Origin of the sequence: Micromonospora sp. DT15, from assembly GCF_049841475.1 — a bacterium.
Classification (GTDB): domain Bacteria; phylum Actinomycetota; class Actinomycetes; order Mycobacteriales; family Micromonosporaceae; genus Micromonospora.
In genome coordinates this window covers 473,510-491,753 of the sequence record NZ_JBNCKJ010000001.1, presented here as the reverse complement: position 1 = coordinate 491,753, position 18,244 = coordinate 473,510, and the positions used below count along the sequence as shown (strand labels likewise).

At 72.4% G+C, this 18,244-nt stretch carries 20 protein-coding genes and 1 pseudogene; 8 read left to right on the top strand and 13 right to left on the bottom strand.

The annotated features are described in order from the left end of the window. Window position 1 precedes the first annotated feature (1 nt). The 9 genes from ACLQ3F_RS02270 to ACLQ3F_RS02230 all read right to left on the bottom strand — a co-directional run bounded on the left by ACLQ3F_RS02270 (window position 2) and on the right by ACLQ3F_RS02230 (window position 10,516). Window positions 2-997, bottom strand: a complete 996-nt coding sequence (locus ACLQ3F_RS02270) for an ABC transporter ATP-binding protein (protein WP_357203232.1) — start codon at window positions 995-997, stop codon at window positions 2-4. A gap of 1 nt (window position 998) precedes the next feature. After that, the gene (locus ACLQ3F_RS02265; RefSeq protein WP_425845509.1) at window positions 999-3,707 is read right to left on the bottom strand and encodes an FtsX-like permease family protein; all 2,709 of its coding nucleotides are present in this window, start codon (window positions 3,705-3,707) and stop codon (window positions 999-1,001) included. Beyond that, complete coding sequence (locus ACLQ3F_RS02260; RefSeq protein WP_425845507.1) at window positions 3,704-6,889, bottom strand: FtsX-like permease family protein; 3,186 nt, start codon at window positions 6,887-6,889, stop codon at window positions 3,704-3,706. The genes ACLQ3F_RS02265 and ACLQ3F_RS02260 overlap by 4 nt, the downstream gene beginning before the upstream one ends. A gap of 117 nt (window positions 6,890-7,006) precedes the next feature. After that, window positions 7,007-7,171, bottom strand: a complete 165-nt coding sequence (locus ACLQ3F_RS02255; RefSeq protein ID WP_355009379.1) for a hypothetical protein — start codon at window positions 7,169-7,171, stop codon at window positions 7,007-7,009. Next, entirely contained in the window at window positions 7,168-7,383 is a 216-nt protein-coding gene (locus ACLQ3F_RS02250; protein WP_030336216.1) for a helix-turn-helix domain-containing protein, read from the bottom strand. Before ACLQ3F_RS02250 ends, ACLQ3F_RS02255 begins: the two co-directional genes overlap by 4 nt. Continuing rightward, window positions 7,383-7,862 (bottom strand): DUF2975 domain-containing protein, encoded by a 480-nt coding sequence (locus ACLQ3F_RS02245; protein ID WP_357203244.1) that lies wholly within the window; start codon window positions 7,860-7,862, stop codon window positions 7,383-7,385. Before ACLQ3F_RS02245 ends, ACLQ3F_RS02250 begins: the two co-directional genes overlap by 1 nt. A 31-nt stretch (window positions 7,863-7,893) precedes the next feature. Then, the gene (locus ACLQ3F_RS02240) at window positions 7,894-8,538 is read right to left on the bottom strand and encodes a YdeI/OmpD-associated family protein (protein WP_425845505.1); all 645 of its coding nucleotides are present in this window, start codon (window positions 8,536-8,538) and stop codon (window positions 7,894-7,896) included. Then, window positions 8,535-9,164, bottom strand: coding sequence for a hypothetical protein (locus ACLQ3F_RS02235; RefSeq protein ID WP_425845503.1), 630 nt, complete (start codon window positions 9,162-9,164; stop codon window positions 8,535-8,537). Before ACLQ3F_RS02235 ends, ACLQ3F_RS02240 begins: the two co-directional genes overlap by 4 nt. A gap of 101 nt (window positions 9,165-9,265) precedes the next feature. Further along, window positions 9,266-10,516, bottom strand: a complete 1,251-nt coding sequence (locus ACLQ3F_RS02230; protein WP_425845501.1) for a DUF222 domain-containing protein — start codon at window positions 10,514-10,516, stop codon at window positions 9,266-9,268. Between the two features lie 214 nt (window positions 10,517-10,730). Between ACLQ3F_RS02230 and ACLQ3F_RS02225 the strand changes: the two genes are divergently transcribed. After that, complete coding sequence (locus ACLQ3F_RS02225) at window positions 10,731-10,901, top strand: hypothetical protein (protein WP_425845499.1); 171 nt, start codon at window positions 10,731-10,733, stop codon at window positions 10,899-10,901. 13 nt (window positions 10,902-10,914) lie between these two features. Here the strand turns inward: ACLQ3F_RS02225 and ligD are convergent, their stop codons facing one another. Beyond that, on the bottom strand, window positions 10,915-11,946 hold the full coding sequence (ligD, locus tag ACLQ3F_RS02220; RefSeq protein WP_425845497.1) for a non-homologous end-joining DNA ligase: 1,032 nt from the start codon (window positions 11,944-11,946) through the stop codon (window positions 10,915-10,917). 47 nt (window positions 11,947-11,993) lie between these two features. Between ligD and msrB the strand changes: the two genes are divergently transcribed. Next, window positions 11,994-12,398, top strand: coding sequence for a peptide-methionine (R)-S-oxide reductase MsrB (gene msrB, locus ACLQ3F_RS02215; protein ID WP_030336225.1), 405 nt, complete (start codon window positions 11,994-11,996; stop codon window positions 12,396-12,398). A 12-nt stretch (window positions 12,399-12,410) separates the two neighbouring features. Here the strand turns inward: msrB and ACLQ3F_RS02210 are convergent, their stop codons facing one another. The 3 genes from ACLQ3F_RS02210 to ACLQ3F_RS02200 all read right to left on the bottom strand — a co-directional run bounded on the left by ACLQ3F_RS02210 (window position 12,411) and on the right by ACLQ3F_RS02200 (window position 14,215). Next, a complete protein-coding gene (locus tag ACLQ3F_RS02210) occupies window positions 12,411-13,019 on the bottom strand; it encodes a DUF305 domain-containing protein (RefSeq protein WP_425845493.1) in 609 nt (202 codons plus the stop codon). Window positions 13,020-13,083: 64 nt separating this feature from the next. After that, entirely contained in the window at window positions 13,084-13,830 is a 747-nt protein-coding gene (locus ACLQ3F_RS02205) for a lytic polysaccharide monooxygenase (protein ID WP_355009371.1), read from the bottom strand. A gap of 109 nt (window positions 13,831-13,939) precedes the next feature. Then, window positions 13,940-14,215: an isoamylase early set domain-containing protein gene (locus ACLQ3F_RS02200; protein WP_355009370.1), complete on the bottom strand. Its 276-nt coding sequence runs from the start codon at window positions 14,213-14,215 to the stop codon at window positions 13,940-13,942. 156 nt (window positions 14,216-14,371) lie between these two features. On the opposite strand from ACLQ3F_RS02200, the gene ACLQ3F_RS02195 reads away from it, so the two are divergent. From ACLQ3F_RS02195 to ACLQ3F_RS02170, 6 genes and pseudogenes are all read left to right on the top strand, one after another. Then, entirely contained in the window at window positions 14,372-14,632 is a 261-nt protein-coding gene (locus tag ACLQ3F_RS02195; protein ID WP_355009369.1) for a Prokaryotic metallothionein, read from the top strand. A gap of 211 nt (window positions 14,633-14,843) precedes the next feature. Then, a pseudogene (locus ACLQ3F_RS02190) lies at window positions 14,844-15,539 on the top strand (EamA family transporter); the annotation flags it as partial. A 94-nt stretch (window positions 15,540-15,633) separates the two neighbouring features. Continuing rightward, a complete protein-coding gene (locus ACLQ3F_RS02185) occupies window positions 15,634-15,786 on the top strand; it encodes a hypothetical protein (protein ID WP_425845488.1) in 153 nt (50 codons plus the stop codon). A gap of 24 nt (window positions 15,787-15,810) precedes the next feature. Further along, window positions 15,811-16,266, top strand: coding sequence for a GNAT family N-acetyltransferase (locus tag ACLQ3F_RS02180; protein WP_355009368.1), 456 nt, complete (start codon window positions 15,811-15,813; stop codon window positions 16,264-16,266). A gap of 117 nt (window positions 16,267-16,383) precedes the next feature. Beyond that, complete coding sequence (locus tag ACLQ3F_RS02175; protein ID WP_425845484.1) at window positions 16,384-17,484, top strand: lytic polysaccharide monooxygenase auxiliary activity family 9 protein; 1,101 nt, start codon at window positions 16,384-16,386, stop codon at window positions 17,482-17,484. 92 nt (window positions 17,485-17,576) lie between these two features. Beyond that, window positions 17,577-18,092, top strand: coding sequence for a GNAT family N-acetyltransferase (locus ACLQ3F_RS02170; protein WP_425845482.1), 516 nt, complete (start codon window positions 17,577-17,579; stop codon window positions 18,090-18,092). Window positions 18,093-18,244 lie beyond the last annotated feature (152 nt).

The window sequence follows — 18,244 nt, the reverse complement described above, 5'->3', positions numbered from 1 at the left end:
CTCATGCCCGTGCCCCCCGCTCGTCCGAGGCCCGGTCGCCGGGCCGTACCTGCACATGGTCCGGCTCCAGGTCGAGCCGGACCCGCTCCTTCAGCGAGAGCGCGTCGACGAACGCCGCCGGCAACTGCATCCGACCGTTGCGGTCCAGCACCGCGTACTCCTCGCTGACCAGCTCGGTGTTGCCGTCCGCGTCGATCCGCGCGGTCCGGCGTACCTCGGAGGCGGTCCGGCCGTCGCGGATCGCGACGGTCCGACGGACCTGCGTGGCCACGGCGTGGTCGTGGGTGACGACCACGATGGTCACGCCCAGTTCCGCGTTGATGGTGCGCAGCGCCGCGAAGACCTCAGCGCCGGTCGCCTCGTCCAGCTCACCGGTCGGCTCGTCGGCGAAGAGCACCTCCGGGTCGTTGGCCACCGCCACCGCCACCGCGACCCGCTGCTGCTCGCCACCGCTGAGCTGCCCGGGGCGCCGGTCGGCGCAGTAGCCCACACCGACCAGGTCGAGCAGTTCCCGGGCCCGCGCCCGGCGGGCCTTGCTGCTGCGCCTGCCGGCCAACTGCATCGGCAGCTCGACGTTTTCCAGCGCGTTGAGGTACGGCAGCAGATTGCGGCCGGTCTGCTGCCAGACGAACCCGACCAGTTGCCGGCGGTAGCTCAGCCGTCGCTTCGCCGAGAGCGAGAGCAGGTCGTAGTCGGCCACCCGGGCGATGCCGGCGGTCGGGGTGTCCAGGCCGGAGAGGATGTTGAGCAGGGTCGACTTGCCCGAACCGGAGGCACCGACGATCGCCACCAGCTCGCCCCGGTCGATGACCAGGTCGAGCCCCTGTAGGGCGACCACCTCCACCCCCTCGGTCTTGAAGATGCGCACCAGGCCGTCGCAGACGATGTGCCCGCGAAGGCGGTCCTGCCCGCCGGCCCGCTCGGCGGCGCGTTGCGCTGCCCGCTGTTGCAGGGCGGCCAGGTCAGGCACCAGTGGAGTTTGGGCGGTAGCGGTCATCTCAGCTCTCCTCTCCGAGCCGAAGCACCTCTCCGAGGCGCAACCGGCGGTTGTTCAGGGCCTCGACGGCGACCGCGAAGCCGAGGGCGACCGCCCCGAGCGCGAGCACCGCGGCGACCAGGCTGGGCTCGAAAGCCACCTGGACCGGCACACCACTGGTGAACGCGGACAGGCCGAGCACCGGGTTGAGCAGCAGGGGCAGTACCGCACCGACCAGCGCGCCGGTCAGCACCGACACCGCTACCAGCGGGGTCAACTCGACAAGCAGCAGCCCTCGCCACTGCCGGCGGGACAGGCCGAGGGTACGAAGTCGGGACAGCACCTGACCCCGGGCGCGCGCTCCGGCCAGCACTGTGAACGCGATGGCCAACAGCCCGAGCACGGTGCCGCCGACGGCCCCGGCCACGAAGCCGAAGGCCAGCACCCCGTTCGCGCCGCCCTCGCCAAGGTCCCGGCGTACGTCAGCCCGGGTGTCGACGGTGACCCCGATCAGCCGTTCCCGACCGGTGACCGTGCCGTCCCGCTGGTAGCGCTCCTGCCCCTGGTCGCCGGCGACGCGTAGCGCCTCGGCGTCCAGCGAGTTCCCGGCGATCAGCAGGCTGGTCGGCACGGGTGTGGTGTTCCGCGTCGGCAGGGCCTGCCAGGGCAGGATCACGAACCGGCTGGCGTTCGCCGCCAGCATCGGGAAACCGTCGGCGGTGCCGGCCACCCGGAACCCGTACCTCTGGCCCTGCACCGAGATGAAGGCCGAGTCGGCCAGCCCGGCCTTGGCCAGGTCGGCGGCGACCGCCGGTGAGACGATCGCCGGCAGCGGCCCCGGGCCGGGCGCGGCGGTGCGCAGCGCGGCCGGAACCGACACGTCCACCTGCGATTCGCGGGCCACCATGTCCAACCCCGAGCCGTCGACCAGCAGCACGTCCGTCTGCTCGATGAAGGCGTCGGTGCCGGCCTCGTCGGACGCGAACCGCTCATCGTCCTCGTGCAGCACCCGGGTCACGGCCCGGACCCCCGGCAGGCGGCCCAGCTCGTCGATGGTGTCGGGTGCGAAGCGCTCCCCGCGGATCACCGCGTCGGCGGGCACGATCTGCGCGGCGGCCCGTTCCCGGCTGGCGTCGACGCCGGCGGCCACGACCGCGCAGAACGCCGCGGTGCCGATGGCCAACACCACCACGACCAGCGGGGCGGCGACCGCCGAGCGTCCGGCGCGGGCCATGCCGAGGAAGGCCACGCTGCCCCGGGTCCGCGCGGCAAGCCGGCTGACCAGCAACAACGGCCAGGGGTACGCGCGCAGCGCCAGCACCGCCGCCGCGATCGCCAGGAGCACCGGCACCGACACCAGGAGCGGGTCCACCTCTCCGAGGGTCAGGCCACGCCGACGCAGCAGCACCGCCGCGAGCCCGGCCAGGAGCAGCAGGGAGACCTCGGCGGTGAGTCGACGGGCCGACGGGCGCACCCGGATCAGGTCCCGACGAGCCGCTGCGCCGGCCGGTACGGCCAGCGTCGCCACCGGCAGCGCGAGTGTCACCAGCACGGTCGTCGCGACGAGGTACGGCGTGGTCGGGTCGGGGGCACCGGGGAACAGTGTGCCCAGCCACCAGCCCAGCACGGCGGCGATCGGGACCACCAGCACCGATTCGGCGAGGCTACGCCGGGCGCCGGCGGTGGCCCCGCCGCCACGGGCACGCAGCAACGCGAACTCCGAGCGACGCCGTCTGGTGGCGAGACTGGCCGCGAGCACGATGAGTCCCGCCAGAGTGGCCAGGACGCCGGCCGCGATCACCGCGAGCAGCGTCCGGACGGCGTCGATCTGGGCGGCGAACGCGCGCAACGGGACGTCGGCGCCCTGGGTCAGGCTGAGCCCCGGCGGCTTGTTGCGCTGCATCACCTGAAGGCCGTCGATGAGCTGGTCCAGCTCACGTGCGTCGATCCGGTCGACGCCCAGTCGGTACCGCCAGGTGGACTGGATCGGCCAGCCCTCGGCGGCCCGCTTGTTGAGGGGCGACTGCGCGACGACGCCGACGATGACGAACGGCTGGCCATCACCCTGCGGTTCGATGATCCGCAGTAGCTGTGGGAGCCCGTCCCAGATGCCGTTCGCGCGGTCGACGGGGCGGAACAACCCGGACACCGTCAACGGGACACCCTCGACGAGTCTGCCCTTCTCGTCGGTGTTGCCGATGCGCAGTTGGCTGCCGGCGCGCAGGTTGAGCTTGCCGGCCACGTCGACGTCGAGCGCCACCTCGATCGGCCGGTCGGGAACGTAGGTCTCGCTCGGCCACGCCCCCTCGACGAGGGTGCTCGCGCCCTGAATGTCGGGCATGGCCCGCAGGCCCATGTCGACCAGCAGGTTGCGGGCCGCCAGGTCCGGTCCGACCACGCGGGCCGCTGCGGTCTCGACGCTGTACCACCGCTCGGTCACCGCCGAACGCACCGGCGGCGGCATCTCCGCGGCCAGGGCGTCGAACCGTTCGGCGGCGTCGCCCATCGCCGTCCGCCGCGACGTCGCGGGCTCCAGGCTGGTGGTGTACGAGATGTCCCGGCGTGCGGCCGGCTCGCTGTTGAGCTGTGCTCGCAGCCCCTGTTCGGCGAGCCGGTTGACCAGCCGGGGCACTCCACTGATCAGCAGGGTGACCACCAGGGTCAGCACCGCCAGCAGCAGGAACTGCCCCCCGTACGCCCGGACCCGCCGGACGGCTGCCCCGACGCTCATCGTTCTCCCCCGATTCGCAGCTGAACCGCCGCCACCCGCTGACGGATGCCTGCGGCGATGAACGCGCTGAAGGCGAGCGCCGCCAGCAGCAGACCGACAGCGGTAAGGCCGATCGGCACCCAGGGCAGCACGAACGCCGCCGGGGGTGTCGGCCGGCCGGCGGCCGGGGTGAGGATGACCAGTGGGGCCATCGTCGCGCTGACCGCGGTGCCGAGTAACAACCCGACGCCCACACCGATGCCGGCGAGGAACGTCTGTTCGGCGAGCAGCGCCCGGGCCATCAGCCGGGGCGTGGCGCCGAGGGTGTGCAGGACCGCGAACTCGCCGAGCCGACGCCGGGCGGTGGCCCACACGTCCACCATCAGGCCGACGAGAGCGAGGAGCACCGCGCCGAGCGCGGCGGCGAGCATTCCGGTACGCGAGCCGCGCCAGTACGGGTCGTCGGCGGCCGCCTCGATGGCCGCCTCCCGGTTGAGCACCGTGACGCCGGGTAGCGCTCTGGCCGCCTGGGCAGCGGCGTTCGCGTCGCTGGCGCCGACCCACCACTCCGGTACGGGTCGCACCGTGCCGCTGCTCCGGATCATCGCGTCGACCGCGGCCGGCAGGTCCAACAGGACGCCTTCGCCGGTGGTGGCTGGCACGGACTCCAGCTCGCCGACCAGGCGCACCGGCAGCGTCGCGCCGGAGAGGGTCAGGTCGACAGTGTCGCCGATGCGCAGGCTCAGCGCGTTGATGGCCCCAGGGGTCATCAACACCGGTATGGGCTTGTTGTCTCCGCCCGGCACGACAGTGAACCGGGTGGGTGGCTGGAACCTGAACTGCCCGCCGGGGATCACGTCGACCGAGCGGGCTGCGGCGAACCCGGCGGCGGTGGTCCGTACCGGCATGGGCTGCAGCCCGAGGGCGGTCACGACCCAGTCGCCGCCCAGTTCGGCCGGTTGCTTCGTGCCGTCGGCCTTGACCACCGTCAGCCCGTCCACCTGGAGCTCGTAGGAGTTGCCGGCGGCCAACCCACCGTCGGCCTCGAAGCCGGCCAGCCGCAGCCGCGCCCCGCCCATGTCGGGCAGTCGCGCGGTGAACGGGGTGGCCCGGCCGTCGCCGTCGGCGTTGGCCACCGGCAGCCGCAAAGCGAGCCCGTCGGGGGTGGTGAACAGCAGCGTCACCGCGACCTTCACCGACCGGGCGGCGTCGCTCACCGGGGTACGGATCGTGCCGGCGATCTCACGCGCGCCGGCGGGCAGTTCGACGCCGGCGCGCTCTCCCCGCGCGTCGACCATCTTCCGGTACTGCTCCGCCGCCGATCCGTCGCCGAGGCGGTCGGCGAGCCGGACGACGCCCGGGGCGCTGGCCGGGTCGACACCGATCACTGTCGCCGGCAGGTTCTCCCGCCCGACCCGGATCTCGTCGCGCCACGCCGGCAGTACCCGGTCCACGCTCGGCAGCGCGGCGAGTTCACCGGCCCGGGTCGGTGGGGCGCCCCCGGTCCGTTCGGTCACCCGGAGGTCGGCGCCGACCGTGTGGCCGGCCTGTTCGACCTGGGACCGCTCGCCGGTGCTGATCAGCGACCAGGCCAGAGTGCTGCCGCCGACGGCGAGGGCGAGCAGCAGCACCGGGCCGGCGTGCGGACGCCGGCCGGCCTGCCACATGCCGAACATGGTGGCGGTCCAGGGACGTCTGTCGACGAACCGCTCCGCGAATCGGGTGAGCGGCGGGAGCACCCGCAACGCCAGCACGGCACCGGCCAGCACGCCGAGCGTCGGGGCGGCGACCAGCAGCGGGTCGAGCCCGAGCTGTCCACCCGAGCCGGCCAGCGGGGAGGCGTACCGGCGTAGCTGCACCCAGGCGAGCACGGCGAGCGCCACGAGCACCAGGTCGACGCTGGCGCGTTGGACGCTCGCGGCCCGGTTCGGCCGGGATCGGGCCGCCATGTCGGCGACGTACGTCCCGGCGCCGCGCAGCGTCGGAAGGACCATGGCGACGAGGCAGCCGGCCGCGGTGGCCGCTGCCGCCGCCCAGACCAGTGTGGTGTTGCCGCCGGCGGTGTAGAGGTCGCCCGACCCGCCGGGTCGGATGTACCGCAACGCCTCACCGGCGATCAGCGGACCGAGCACGGCGGCCGGGGCGACCACCAGGGTCGCCTCGCGGGCGGCCAGGCCGGCCAACTGCCGACGGGCGGCGCCGCGGGCGCGCAGCAGCGCGGTCTGTGGGCGGCGGTCCTCGTGCAGCAGCGCGGCGACCAGCACCAGCGCGTACCCGGCGAGCACCAGGATGAGCAGCAGCGGGGTGGCCAGCGACGACCGACCCACCAGGTCGGCGCGGCCGATCCGGTCCAGCAGCTGCGCCATCTTGGTCGCCGTCTGCCCGGAGCTGCCCAGTTGGGCGGCCTCGGGCACTGCGGTGACCGCCTCGGTGAGGGCTTTCCGAACGGCGGGCAGGTCGGCGGTGTCGACGGCACCGAGGTCCGGTTGGGCCAGCCAGGACGCCGACACCGAGCCCGGGAAGGTGGCCGCGAAGTCGGCCGGGTCGAGCGTGAACGGCCCGTACGAGGTGCCGGAACCGGCGCTGCCCGCCCCCACGCCGGGGGCCAGCAGCCAGTACGCGTCCGCCGGGTCGCGGGGCCGCCAGGTGCCGGCGAGCACCAACTCGCCGCGTCGTTCGGTGGCCCGGTCGCGCACCGGGACGCGTTCGCCGACGGTCAGGCCGAGGGCGCCGGCGACCCGCTCGGGCAGGCTCACCTGGACGGGGTTCGCTCCGGGGCTGGGCCAGGCTCCGCTGGTCAGCTCAGCGTGGCTGGCGAGGTCGGCGAACGTGGCCAGGTTCGCGAAGACCGGTTCGTCGGCCGTACGCGGGATCTGCCCGAGATCGCCGGTCAGTTCCCGGCCGGTGCCGTAACGGGCGGCGGTGACACTGACCGGGACGCCGCCGAGCCCGGTGGCGAACTCCGCTCGGACCGCCTTGTCCCGGGTGGCGAACTCGGCCGCGTCCCGCCCACCCGAGCCGCTGACCAGAAGGCCGCGCTCCTCGGCGGGTGAGGCGGCGACCAGTGCCCGCTGCCCGGCGTCCACCGCCCGACGGTTGTAGTCGGACAGCCCAGTGACCAACGCGACGGCGACGAGGGCAGCGATCACCGCCGCGACCAGCAACCCTCGCGCCTCGCGGGCCCGCCTCCACACCAGCTTCATCCGACGCCTCCCCTGGCCCTGGCGGGCCGACGACCATCAAGACAGGCCACCTACCGGGAAAGGTTCGCGCCCGTTACATGATCGTTACTACGGAGAGAGTTGGTCGGGGCGGGATGGCTAGTTGCGGCCTCGACGGTTGCGGATGCCGAAGACCACCGCGCAGAGCACCAGCACGACGCCGATGAGCTGCAGTCCCGGGGAGTCGTCGGCCCCGCCGAGCACCACGACGGTGATGCCGAGCGCTACCGAGAGGACGACGCCGACGATCAGGACGTACCTCATGGGGTTTCTTCCTCGACCCACTCCAGCAGATCACCCGGTTGGCAGTCGAGCACTCGGCACATCGCTTCGAGGGTGCTGAAGCGGACCGCCTTGGCGCGGCCGTTCTTCAGCACCGCCACGTTGGCGGGGGTGAGCCCGACGCGCTCGGCGAACTCTCCGACGCTCATCTTGCGCTTGGCCAACTCCACGTCGATGCGGACGACGATGGGCATCAGATCACCGCTTCCAGGTCGGTCCGCAGGGTGGTGGCCTGCCGCAACAGCGCCCGCATGACCACCATGAGGAGCCCCAGCACGGTGACGCCCACCGTCAGCAGGAACAGCAGCAGTGGCACACCGGGGTCGTCCGCGTTGAACCCGACCCAGAGGAAGACCGCCACCAGCACCACCCAGGCGGCGGCGATGGCCCAGACGATCGCGTCCACCCACTTGAGGGACGCCTCGGTGAAGATGCGGTCGTTCTTGACCAGGCTGAGTAGCTGCCAGGTCGCGACGATGACCACCTGGACGCAGAGCACCCAGAAGACCGTCACGGCGGTCGCCGGCCACCTGAGGTGGGCGTCCTGCGGCGACTGCTCGGCCATATACCTGAACTGCCCGGGCAGCGAGAGGGTCTGGAACACCACCAGGACCCCGAACAGCACCACGAGAAAGACTCGGAGAGCGGCAACCGCTCGATGCTCAGTAACCATGCATCGAGTTTCGCTTGCTAACTATCGAAAGTCAATCGGTTCCCTCGAGGCCCGCGCCGACTGACGGCAGCGTCGGCCCGGCGGACGGCCTGGCCTTCTGGGGGTAGAAGGTCTCGTGCCGGGCCAGCATGGCGACGAACTCGCCGATCTTGCGTTCGCGGGTCTCGATGCGCTTGACGGCGTTGAGCCGATGAATGAGAGCGAACCGGTTGGCCTTGGTGAGGACGTCGAGCATCGCCTGGGCGGCGGGCTCGGCGGCGATGGCAGCGAGCAGGTCGGCCGGCACCTCGGCCTCGGACGGCGGGGCGTAGGCGGCGGCCCACCGCCCATCCGCCTTCGCGGCGTCCACCGCCGCGCGGCCCGACGGTTGCATCCGCCCCTGCTCCTCCAGCCGGGCCACGTTGGCGACGTTGCGTTGGGACCAGACACTGCGGGGCCGGCGCGGGGTGAACCGGATCCAGGAGGACTCCTCATCCCGCTTGCGCGCCTGACCGTCGATCCAGCCGACGCACAGGGCCTCGTCGACCGCCTGCTGCCAGGTCAGCGTCGTGACCGTGCCACCCTTCCTGGTCAACGCGAGCCAGACGCCGGGCGACGTGGCGTGGTGGGCCGACAACCACACGCGCAGGGCGTCGGCGTCCGCGACGATCAGCTCGTCCAGCTCGGCGCTCGTCATGCCGGCAGGCTAAACCCCGGGTCCGACAGTCGGTGGCCTCCGTGGGACTCGACCAACGCGTCCACGACGGCCGCGGCGTCAGCGTCTGCCACGGCCGATGGGTACTCCGGCAGCAGGTCGTCCCAGGCGATCAGCCACGACCCGAACAACTGAGCCTGCCCCTCGGGCCGAGCGAAGAACCAGACGTGCAGGTGAGCGCCGCCATCCCCGAAGCGGTGGACGTGCGCTCGCGAGACGTGCGGCAGCGCCTGCATGTGGCGAACGATCCGGGTGCTCAACAGCCCAAGTTCGGCAGCCAGTTCGTCAGGGAGATCCGCCATGTCGTGGTGATCGAGCGGCAACAGCATGAGCACCAGCGGGACGCCCACCCCCGGGACTCGGATCAACCGCCAACGCTCGTTGAACCAGATCCCCTCGTCCCGATCGCGGCAGGTATCGCAGTCCGCCGGGTCCTCGCCGTGCCGCGCCGGCTCCGGCAGCACCGGAGGCCGCAGCGGCGACACTCGAAGCCCGTCCGGCTCGAACGGACTGATCTCCCACCCGGTCATCCGCGCCAGGGGAAGACGGCGATCGTCGTCCGCGGCAGCGACCGCGCGGTCGTAGAACTCGTCCGGTGGTAAGGCCATGCGGCACAGACTAGTACGACAAGATCCACATTGGCCGGCGCCAGATCCTCGCCGAGCGGCCGGCCGCCGAGGGCCCGCCCACACCCGCAGCCGCTTTCCGCCTACGTCCGTCGGTGGTAGTGGTTGCGGCGCGGGAGTTGGTCGGGGTCGAGCCAGGCCGGTGGTAGGAATTCCGGGTGCCCGTCGTCGCCGAGCCGGATTACCCAGTCGCTCTGGTGGACGTGCCGGTGATGGTGGCCGCAGAGCAGCACGGCGTTGTCGAGGCTGGTCGGGCCACCGTCGGCCCAGTGCCGGATGTGGTGCGCGGCGCACCAGCGCGCCGGCCGGTCGCAGCCGGGGAAGGCGCAGCCGCCGTCGCGCAACACCAGTACCCGCCGCAGCGGCCCCGTGATCAGGCGGCGTTGCCGGCCCACGTCGAGGACCTGGCCGGCGCCGCCGAGCACGGCGGGTAGGACGGCGGCGTCACAGGCGAGCCTGCGCACCGTGTCGGGAGTGAGCCGCAGACCGACGTCGAGGGCGCCGGCGCCCAACTGACGGGTCAACCCGTCATAGTTGGTGGTGACGACAATCTGGGCCGGGTCACCGCCGTTCTCGGGCAACTCACCGGTGCGCAGGGCGAGCCGGCAGACGTCGGCGAGGGCGTCGTGGCGACGCTGCCCGGCGCAGCGGGTGTCTTCCGGGCCGGTGGGTGCGCTCAACGGGTCGATGACGGCGCGCAGCAGGGCGGCGGACTCGGCGTCGAGGGTGCCGCTGAGTCGCAGGCGGCCGTCGGTCTGGGTGGAGATGGTGACGTGCCGGTCGCGGGCCGCTCGGGCGGCCTCGGCGGCCAGCGCCGCCGCAGCGGCGGCGTCGGCGAGGTCGGGGGCGACGTGGTCGAGGATGCGGGCGCCCAGCCGACGCAGCAGGGTGGGGTCGAACTGCCTGGCCCACTCGACGAGCACTCCGACAGCCTTGTCGGCCACCTCGGGACCCGCCGACGCCGTCACCGTGGCGGCCGTGTCGGCGATGACCCGGGCCTGCTCCACGCTGACCGCCGCGCTCGCCAGCGCCTCCCGCACACCGGGCGGGGCAACGTCGACCGAGGCCGCGAGGCCGACCAGCCGGCGCGCGGCCGAGACGTCGAGTCGCAGGCGATGCCGTAGCCACGCGGTCGTCGAGGACGCGCCCTGCGCGACCGCGGTGCCCCGACCGTCCACCTCGCGGACCGCCGCCAACTGCACCGCCGCCAGCCGCTGTTGCAGCCGGTGGGTGGCGTCGAGCACCGCGATCAGGTCGTGCTCGGAGAGGGCCCAGGCCGGAGCGTCGGCGCAGGCAGCCACCGCATTATCCGCCCGTGCCAACTCATCGATCACGAGCAAATTCTAGAACAGGTGTACGACGAAACCGGCGGCGCGAAGCGCCCTGGGCGACCCAATCAGGCCCGGGTCAGCCCTCGGCCAACTCCGGCCGGTGCTCCCGGATCCAGGCCACCACGTCCGACCTCCGCCACACCACCAGCACCTACCACGCCGGCCGTCGTGGCTCTGTCGGGTGTGCGCCGCCGCCTGGCCGTGTGCACTTGCCCGGATGTTGCTACGGGTGGAGTACGGCACCGACCGTGTGGCACTGTCGATCTACATGGCGAGCCAACTCTTCGACGCGACAGCCGACCTGTTCACGCTCAACCCCGAGCCGGGACCCGACCCCCGGGAGTTGTTCACCAGGTTCCTGGCGTGGACTGCCCCGCCACCGCCGTGAGGCGGCGGGGCGGTCACGGAGCGTCGGGGGTGCGCTTGGCGCGGCTGGGCTGGACCCGCTTGGGTTCGCCGGGCATCTTCGGGTGGTCCGGCGGGTACGGCAGGTCGCCCTGGCCGGCGGCGGCGTCGCGCTCGGCCCACTCGAGCAGCGGGGTGATGTCCCACGGTGCGTCGTCGATCCCGGCGTGCGGGTCACCTCGCTCGGCCAACCGGGCCGGCACGGTGCGCAGGTCGAAGTCGTCCGGGTCGACGTCGGGTAGCTCGTCCCAGGTGACCGGGGTGGAGACGGTGGCCCGCGCGTTGGCCCGCAGCGAGTACGCGCAGGCGATCGTGCGGTCGCGCGCCATCTGGTTGAAATCGACGAAGACCCGGGTGCCGCGCTCCTCCTTCCACCAGGCGGTGGTGACCAGGTCGGGGTTGCGGCGTTCCACCTCCCGGGCCAGCGCGATGGTGGCCCGGCGCACCTCGGTGAACGTCCAGCGGGGTTGGATGCGCAGGTAGACGTGCACGCCCCGACCGCCGGAGGTCTTCGGCCAGCCGGTCGCGCCCAGCTCGTCGAGGAGCGCGCGGACCTCGCCGGCGGCCCGCGCGGCGTCGGCGAAGTCGGTGCCGGGCTGCGGGTCCAGGTCGATGCGCAGCTCGTCGGGGCGGTCGACGTCGGCGGATCGCACGGGCCACGGGTGGAAGACGATGGTGCCCATCTGCGCCGCCCAGGCCACGTGCGCCAGGTCGGCCGGGCAGAGCTCCGCGGCGCTCCGACCGCTCGGGAAGGTGATCTGGGCGGTCGTCACCCAGGGCGGCACCCCCCGGGTGGGCACCCGCTTCTGAAAGAAGGCCTCGCCCTCGACGCCCTCGGGGAAGCGTTGCAGGGTGGTCGGGCGGTCCCGCAGGGCGCGCATGATCCCGTCGCCGACCGCGAGGTAGTAGTGGAAGACGTCCGCCTTGGTGAACCCGCGCTGCGGGAAGATCACCCGATCCGGACTGCTCAACCGGACGGTGTGCCCGGCTACTTCGACCTCGGCGGCCGCAGCCTTGGTGCCACCCATCCCGCGACCTTATGCCACGCCCCCGACGTTCGACGTACCGTTGACGGGTGAGTCTTGACGACAACGAGCTGCCCCGTACCGACGAAGAGTGGCGGGTCCGACTGACCCCCGAGGAGTTCCACGTTCTCCGGGAGGCCGGCACCGAACGCCCGTGGACGGGCGAGTACGTGGACACGAAGACCCAGGGGGTCTACCACTGCCGCGCCTGCGGGCTGGAGCTGTTCTCCAGCGACACGAAGTTCGACTCGCACTGCGGCTGGCCGAGCTTCGACGACGCCATCCCGGGCCGGGTCAAGGAGATCGAGGACCGCAGCCTCGGCATGGCCCGTACGGAGATCCGCTGCGCCCGCTGCGACAGTCACCTCGGGCACGTCTTCCACGGCGAGGGCTTCACCCCGAAGGACACCCGGCACTGCGTCAACTCGGTCTCCATCAAGCTGGAACCCCGCTGACCGAGGAGCCGCTCAGGGCGTACCGCTGAGCAGTTCGACCTCGGCGGTCCGGGACTGCTCGATCCGGCGGGCCAGGTCGCGGACCTGCTCGTTGCGGCCGACACCGACCTGGGATCTGGCCAGGTCGGCGGCCCATCGCTGGTGGTCGGCGAGCACCTCGCGCAGCACGCGGTCGACGTCCGCGTCCGGCGCGGTCCGCAGCCGGTCGAGCGCGGCGTCGTCGCCGTGCCCGTCGTGGTGGTGTGCGGCCGCGCCGGCGCCCGGCCCGGCCGTGGGCAGCCAGCCGCGCATGGCGGCCAGCTCGTCGGCCTCGGTCGCCTCGACGGCGGCGGCCAGGGTGCGCAGCGCGTCGTCGCGTACCCGGTCCCGGGCCAGCCGGACGATCTGCAGGGTGCGTTCGCTGTGCCCGACCATGGTGCTCAGGAACACCACGTCGATCCCGCTCATCGAGTCCGCCCCGATCGGGGACCCGGCACCCGCGGACCCGGCCGCCGCCGAGCCGGCCGGGGACGTGGGTGTCGGCTGCGGCACTGTCGACGGGCTCGACGTGGGCGGTCCGGCGCAGGCTCCGGTGAGCAGCAGAGCCGCGACGAGGAAGGCCAGCGGGGTACGGCGGGGCATGCCGGTTGCCTCCGTTCGGGCGAGAGTGGCGACACGGGTGCGACCAGGGGCCGCACCCGTGCGGTCAGACCTGGAGCCAGAGCGCCGGTACGTTCGGCGGCTCCCAGCCCGGGATCGCGGTGTGCGCCTGCCGGCAGCGGTACGTCGCTCCGCCGTAGGTGACCTGGTCGCCGACCTGGTACGCCCGGCCTGTCGCCCACGTGCCGCCCTGGGTGGGCGGATTGGTCGGGGTGGGGGTCGGGGTCGGCCGTGGGGTGGCGGTCGGGGTCGGGGTCGGCGTCGGGGTCGGGTTCGACCCGCCGCCACCGATCTGCACGTCGATGCAGGAGTAGAAGGCGTTCGCCGTGTCGGAGATGTTCCACACCGCGAGGATCTTCTGCCGGCCCGAGAAGCCGCCGAGGTTGACGTTGTGCGACACCGTGGCGCCCGGCTGCTGGTTGTTGCCGTTGACCACACCGACACGGGTGTTGCCGATCCAGTACTCCCAGTTGCTGGTGGCGTGCCGGGCGGTGTTCACCCAGGTGAAGGTCAGCGAGCTGCCCACCGAGGTGGCCGGCCAGCCCCGGCTGTCGTCGTTGAGGACGGCGAACTGGGAGATTCCGGCATTGCAGCTGCGCAGGCCCTTGGGCCCTTCGACGCTCTGCGGCTCGTACCTGATCTGCCCGCAGTCGGGCACCCGGCCCTGGGCGCAGAGCGCCTGCCGGCTCGGTGGGGCGGAGACGTAGCCGTGCGCCTGCGCGGGGGCGGCGACGGTGAGGGTGGCGGCGACAGCGCCCGCCGCCACCAGCGGGACGGTGATTCTTCGACGCATCGGGGCAGCTCCTTCTCCAGGTCCGGTGAGGTGCCCCCCAAAGTAATTTAAACATTGTTAACAGTAAAGACTCTCATCGATAAAACCATCGATGATGGCAGTTTTCTTCTCAGAGTCGGAGCAGGCTGCCCCCGTCGTCGACCTCGTCGGCCGACTCGTCGTCCAACCAGACGCCGCCGGTGCCGAGGTAGCGGAACCGGTACTCCCCCGGCGGCAGCTTCACCGTCACCGTCCGGGTGCCGTCGCGGCGGGTCATCAACTCGTGTCGACCGGGCTGCCAGCCGTTGAACGAGCCGACGACGCTCACCGGGCCGGGCGGGACATCGCGGGGCAGGCAGAAGGTGACCCGGGTCTGGTTGCCGAAGAGTCTGTTGCGCTTGATCACGGTGATCCTCCGGGGGTTGCGGCGGTTCACCAGGCACAACGGGCAACACGCCGACGCCGACACGCCGCCGTCGCGGTCGGGCGTTGACGTTCCGCCCCTACGTCGGTGCCACCTGGAGGATTCTGTAGGCACTTGTCCATTTAACGGAGGTTTTCGGTGGCAACCTGCGAGGTCTGCGGCAACGACTACTGGATGGCGTTCGAGGTCCACACCGTCAGCGGCGACGTGCACACCTTCGACTCGTTCGAGTGCGCGATCCACCGCATGGCACCGATCTGCGAGCACTGCCAGGTCAAGATCTCCGGGCACGGCGTCGAGGTCAACGGCCGCTTCTTCTGCTGCGCACACTGCGCCCGCGCCGTCGAGGGAGCGGTGGGCGCGGAGATCCGCGACGCCGTCGGCGCCCGCCCGGCCTGACCGCGCCCGCCCGGCCGCGGGCCAACCGGACCACCACGCTGGGGTACGGTCGTCGCCATGCGGCCGTTCCTGGGCGTCCTGCCCCCGCCGCGCTCCTGAGCGGAGCGCCGCGCCTCTCACCGACCGGGTGACCTGACCCCGCTCGGCCACCCTGTCGTACGCGCTCCGTCGACGTCGTCCCCGTCAACGGCTCACCCTTCGGAGCGCTCCCGTGTCCACGACCCGCACCGCGCTGCCGGCCGCCTCGGCCGCCAGCCACGCCGCCCGCAGCGGCCTGATCCAGATCACCGTCACCGGGGTGCTGTGGGGCACCACCGGTGTGGCGGTGCAACTCCTGCGCGAGAGCACCGGGCTCAGCCCGGTGAGCATCGGCTTCCACCGCCTCGCCATCGCCGCGCTCGTGCTGTTGGCGTGCACCGCCGGCCAGCTCCGCACGATCGTGACCACAGTGCGCGCCGCACCCGTACCGCTGCTGCTCACCGGCGTCGGCCTCGGCCTCTACCAGGCGCTCTACTTCGCCGCCGTGGCCTGGGCCGGAGTCAGCGTGGCCACCATCGTCAGCCTGGGCCTCGCACCGGTGCTCGCCGCGGCCTGGGAGTCGGCGCACGCCCGCCGGCTCCCCGGCTCGCTGCGACTCGGCACGCTGGTCGCGGCTCTGGCCGGCCTCGTCCTGATCACCGCCGCCACCGAGCACCCCGGCGCGGCGGCGCCCGCCCCGCTGCTCGGCCTGCTCGCGGCGGCCGGCTCCGGCCTCGGGTACGCGGTGACCACCCTGGTCAGCCGTCGGGTGTCGCAGCGCACCGCGCCCATGACGCTGACCACCATCTCCACCACGGTCGGCGCGCTGACCCTGGCGCCGTTCGCCCTGGTCGCCGGGGTCAGCGTGCCGGTACGCCTCGACACCCTGGCGCTGCTGCTGCACCTCGGCGTGATCACCACGGCGGTCGCGTACGCGTTGTTCTACGCCCGGGCTGCGCACCACAACGGGCAGCGTCGCGGCCGTGCTGACCCTGCTCGAGCCGCTCACCGCGGCGGCGCTGGCAGTGGCGCTGCTGCGCGAACCGCTCCCCCTGCCGGTGATCGTCGGCGGTGTCCTGCTGCTCACCGCCGTGGCCGCCACCTACCTCGCACCCGACCGGGCGGATCTCAGGTGAACCCGCCCGACCTACCATCGGTGGATGCCCCAGCAGACCACCGAACTACGGACGGCCTCCTTCGCCGACCTGAACGCCCGCACCCTCCACGACCTGCTCAAACTGCGCATCGACGTGTTCGTGGTGGAGCAGAACTGCCCGTACCCGGAGCTGGACGGGCGGGACGTCGAGCCGGGCACCCGGCACGTCTGGCTCACCGACGGCGGCGCGCCGCTGGCGTACCTGCGGATTCTGGCCGACCCGGACGGTGTCGCCCGGATCGGTCGGGTCGTGGTGGCCCCGGCGGCGCGCGGCGGCGGACACGCCGGCCGGCTGATGACGGCGGCGCTGGAGGTGGTGGGCAACCGGACCTGCGTGCTGGAAGCCCAGTCGCACCTGGTCGCGTTCTACAGCCGGCACGGCTTCACGGTCAGCGGCCCCGAGTACGTCGAGGACGGCATCCCGCACACCCCGATGCGGCGCGATGCCATTGACGGCTGACTATCGAGCTGGCATGGTGCCGGGTAGAGCCGTCGCGGGAGCCAGCGACAGGCACGGGAGTGGGCAACTCCCGGCGATCCGGGTGTCGACGTCCCACCTCATCCCCCCGGGGGCTCCATGTCCACACTCACCCGATCACGACGCGTGCTCTGGCTGTTCGCCATCGTGGCGACCACCGCGCTCCTGTTGACGACCGCACTGACCACCATCCTGACCAAGCCCGCCTCGGCGCACGGTTCGGTGGTCGACCCGGCGTCGCGCAACTACAGCTGTTGGCAGCGTTGGGGCGCCGACTTCCAGAACCCTCGGATGGCCACCGAGGACCCGATGTGCTGGCAGGCCTGGCAGTCCGACCCGGCCGCCATGTGGAACTGGAACGGCCTGTTCCGCGAGGGCGTGGGCGGTAACCACCAGGCCGCCGTACCCGACGGCCAACTGTGCAGCGGCGGACGCACCCAGAGCCCCCGCTACAACGCGCTGGACACCGTCGGCGCCTGGAAGACCACGTCGGTGTCGAACAACTTCCGGCTCCGCTTCTTCGACCAGGCCAGTCACGGCGCCGACTACATCCGGGTGTACGTGACCAAGCAGGGCTTCAACTCCGCCACCCAACCGCTCGGCTGGGGCAACCTGGAGTTGGCCGGCCAGATCGGTAACACCCCGGCCTCCCAGTGGGACAAGGACACCGGCGGGGTCTCGATCCAGATCCCGGTAAACGCACCGGGACGCACCGGACGGCACATCGTCTACACCGTCTGGCAGGCCAGCCACCTGGACCAGTCGTACTACCTGTGCAGCGACGTCGACTTCGGCGGCGGGTCGACCACCCCGCCGCCCACCACGCCCCCGCCGACGACACCGCCGCCCACCACCCCGCCGCCCACCACGCCCCCGCCGAGCACCCCGCCGCCGGCCGGTGCCTGCACGGCGACGTACCAGGTCACCGGCCAGTGGTCCGGTGGCTTCCAGGCCGACGTGAAGGTGACCGCGGGCGGTTCACCGACCCGGGGCTGGTCGGTGAGCTGGAACTACGGCAACGGCCAGCAGGTCACCTCGTCGTGGAACGCGACGGTCAGCACCAGCGGCACGCTGGTCACCGCACGTAACGCCAACCACAACGGCACCCTCGCCGCCGGCGCGAGCACCACGTTCGGATTCCTCGGCTCGTGGAACGGCAGCAACCCGGTTCCGCTGGTCTCCTGTACGACGACCAGTTGATCCCCGTCCGGCGCCGCACCCGGGCGGGGGTGCGGCGCCGGCCGGCGGGAAATGCGGTGGTGCCCGGCGATCCGTCCGGGCACCATCCCCGCATGATCGAGATCAGGGTGCTCACCCCCGACGACTGGCAGACCTGGCGCAAACTGCGGCTGGCCGCCCTCACCGAGGCACCGGGAGCGTTCGGCTCACGGCTCGCCGACTGGCAGGACGACGGCGACCGCGAACAGCGCTGGCGCGACCGGCTGAGCATCCCCGGCTCACACAACCTGGTGGCCGTCCTGGACGGGCGTCCGGTCGCGATGTCGAGCGGCGTACCCACGCCGGACCCGCTGACGATGGACCTGATCTCGATGTGGGTGCACCCCGACGCTCGCGGCAGCGGTGTCGGCGACCGCCTGGTGGACGAGGTGGCGCGCTGGGCCCAGGAGCGCGGCGCCGAACGGCTAAGGCTCTCCGTCAGGACGGACAACGCGCACGCGAAGGCCCTCTACCACCGCGCCGGCTTCCGCCTGACCGACGAGCCAGGCGACCTCATGCCCGACGGCGTACGCCCAGAACAGATCATGCTCCGCCCCCTCCGACCAGCACACCTCACCCCGTCACGCTGAGCGAGACGCCCCGTCACCCTCCATGCCGCCGAGCCAACCCCGTCCCGGCTCGCCCAACCCCCGTGCCCCTCGTCGATCAAGGAGTTGTGGTGGTCGACAAAGCACCCGCGGGTTCCCAAACCAGGCACCACAACTCCATGATCGGCCAGGTC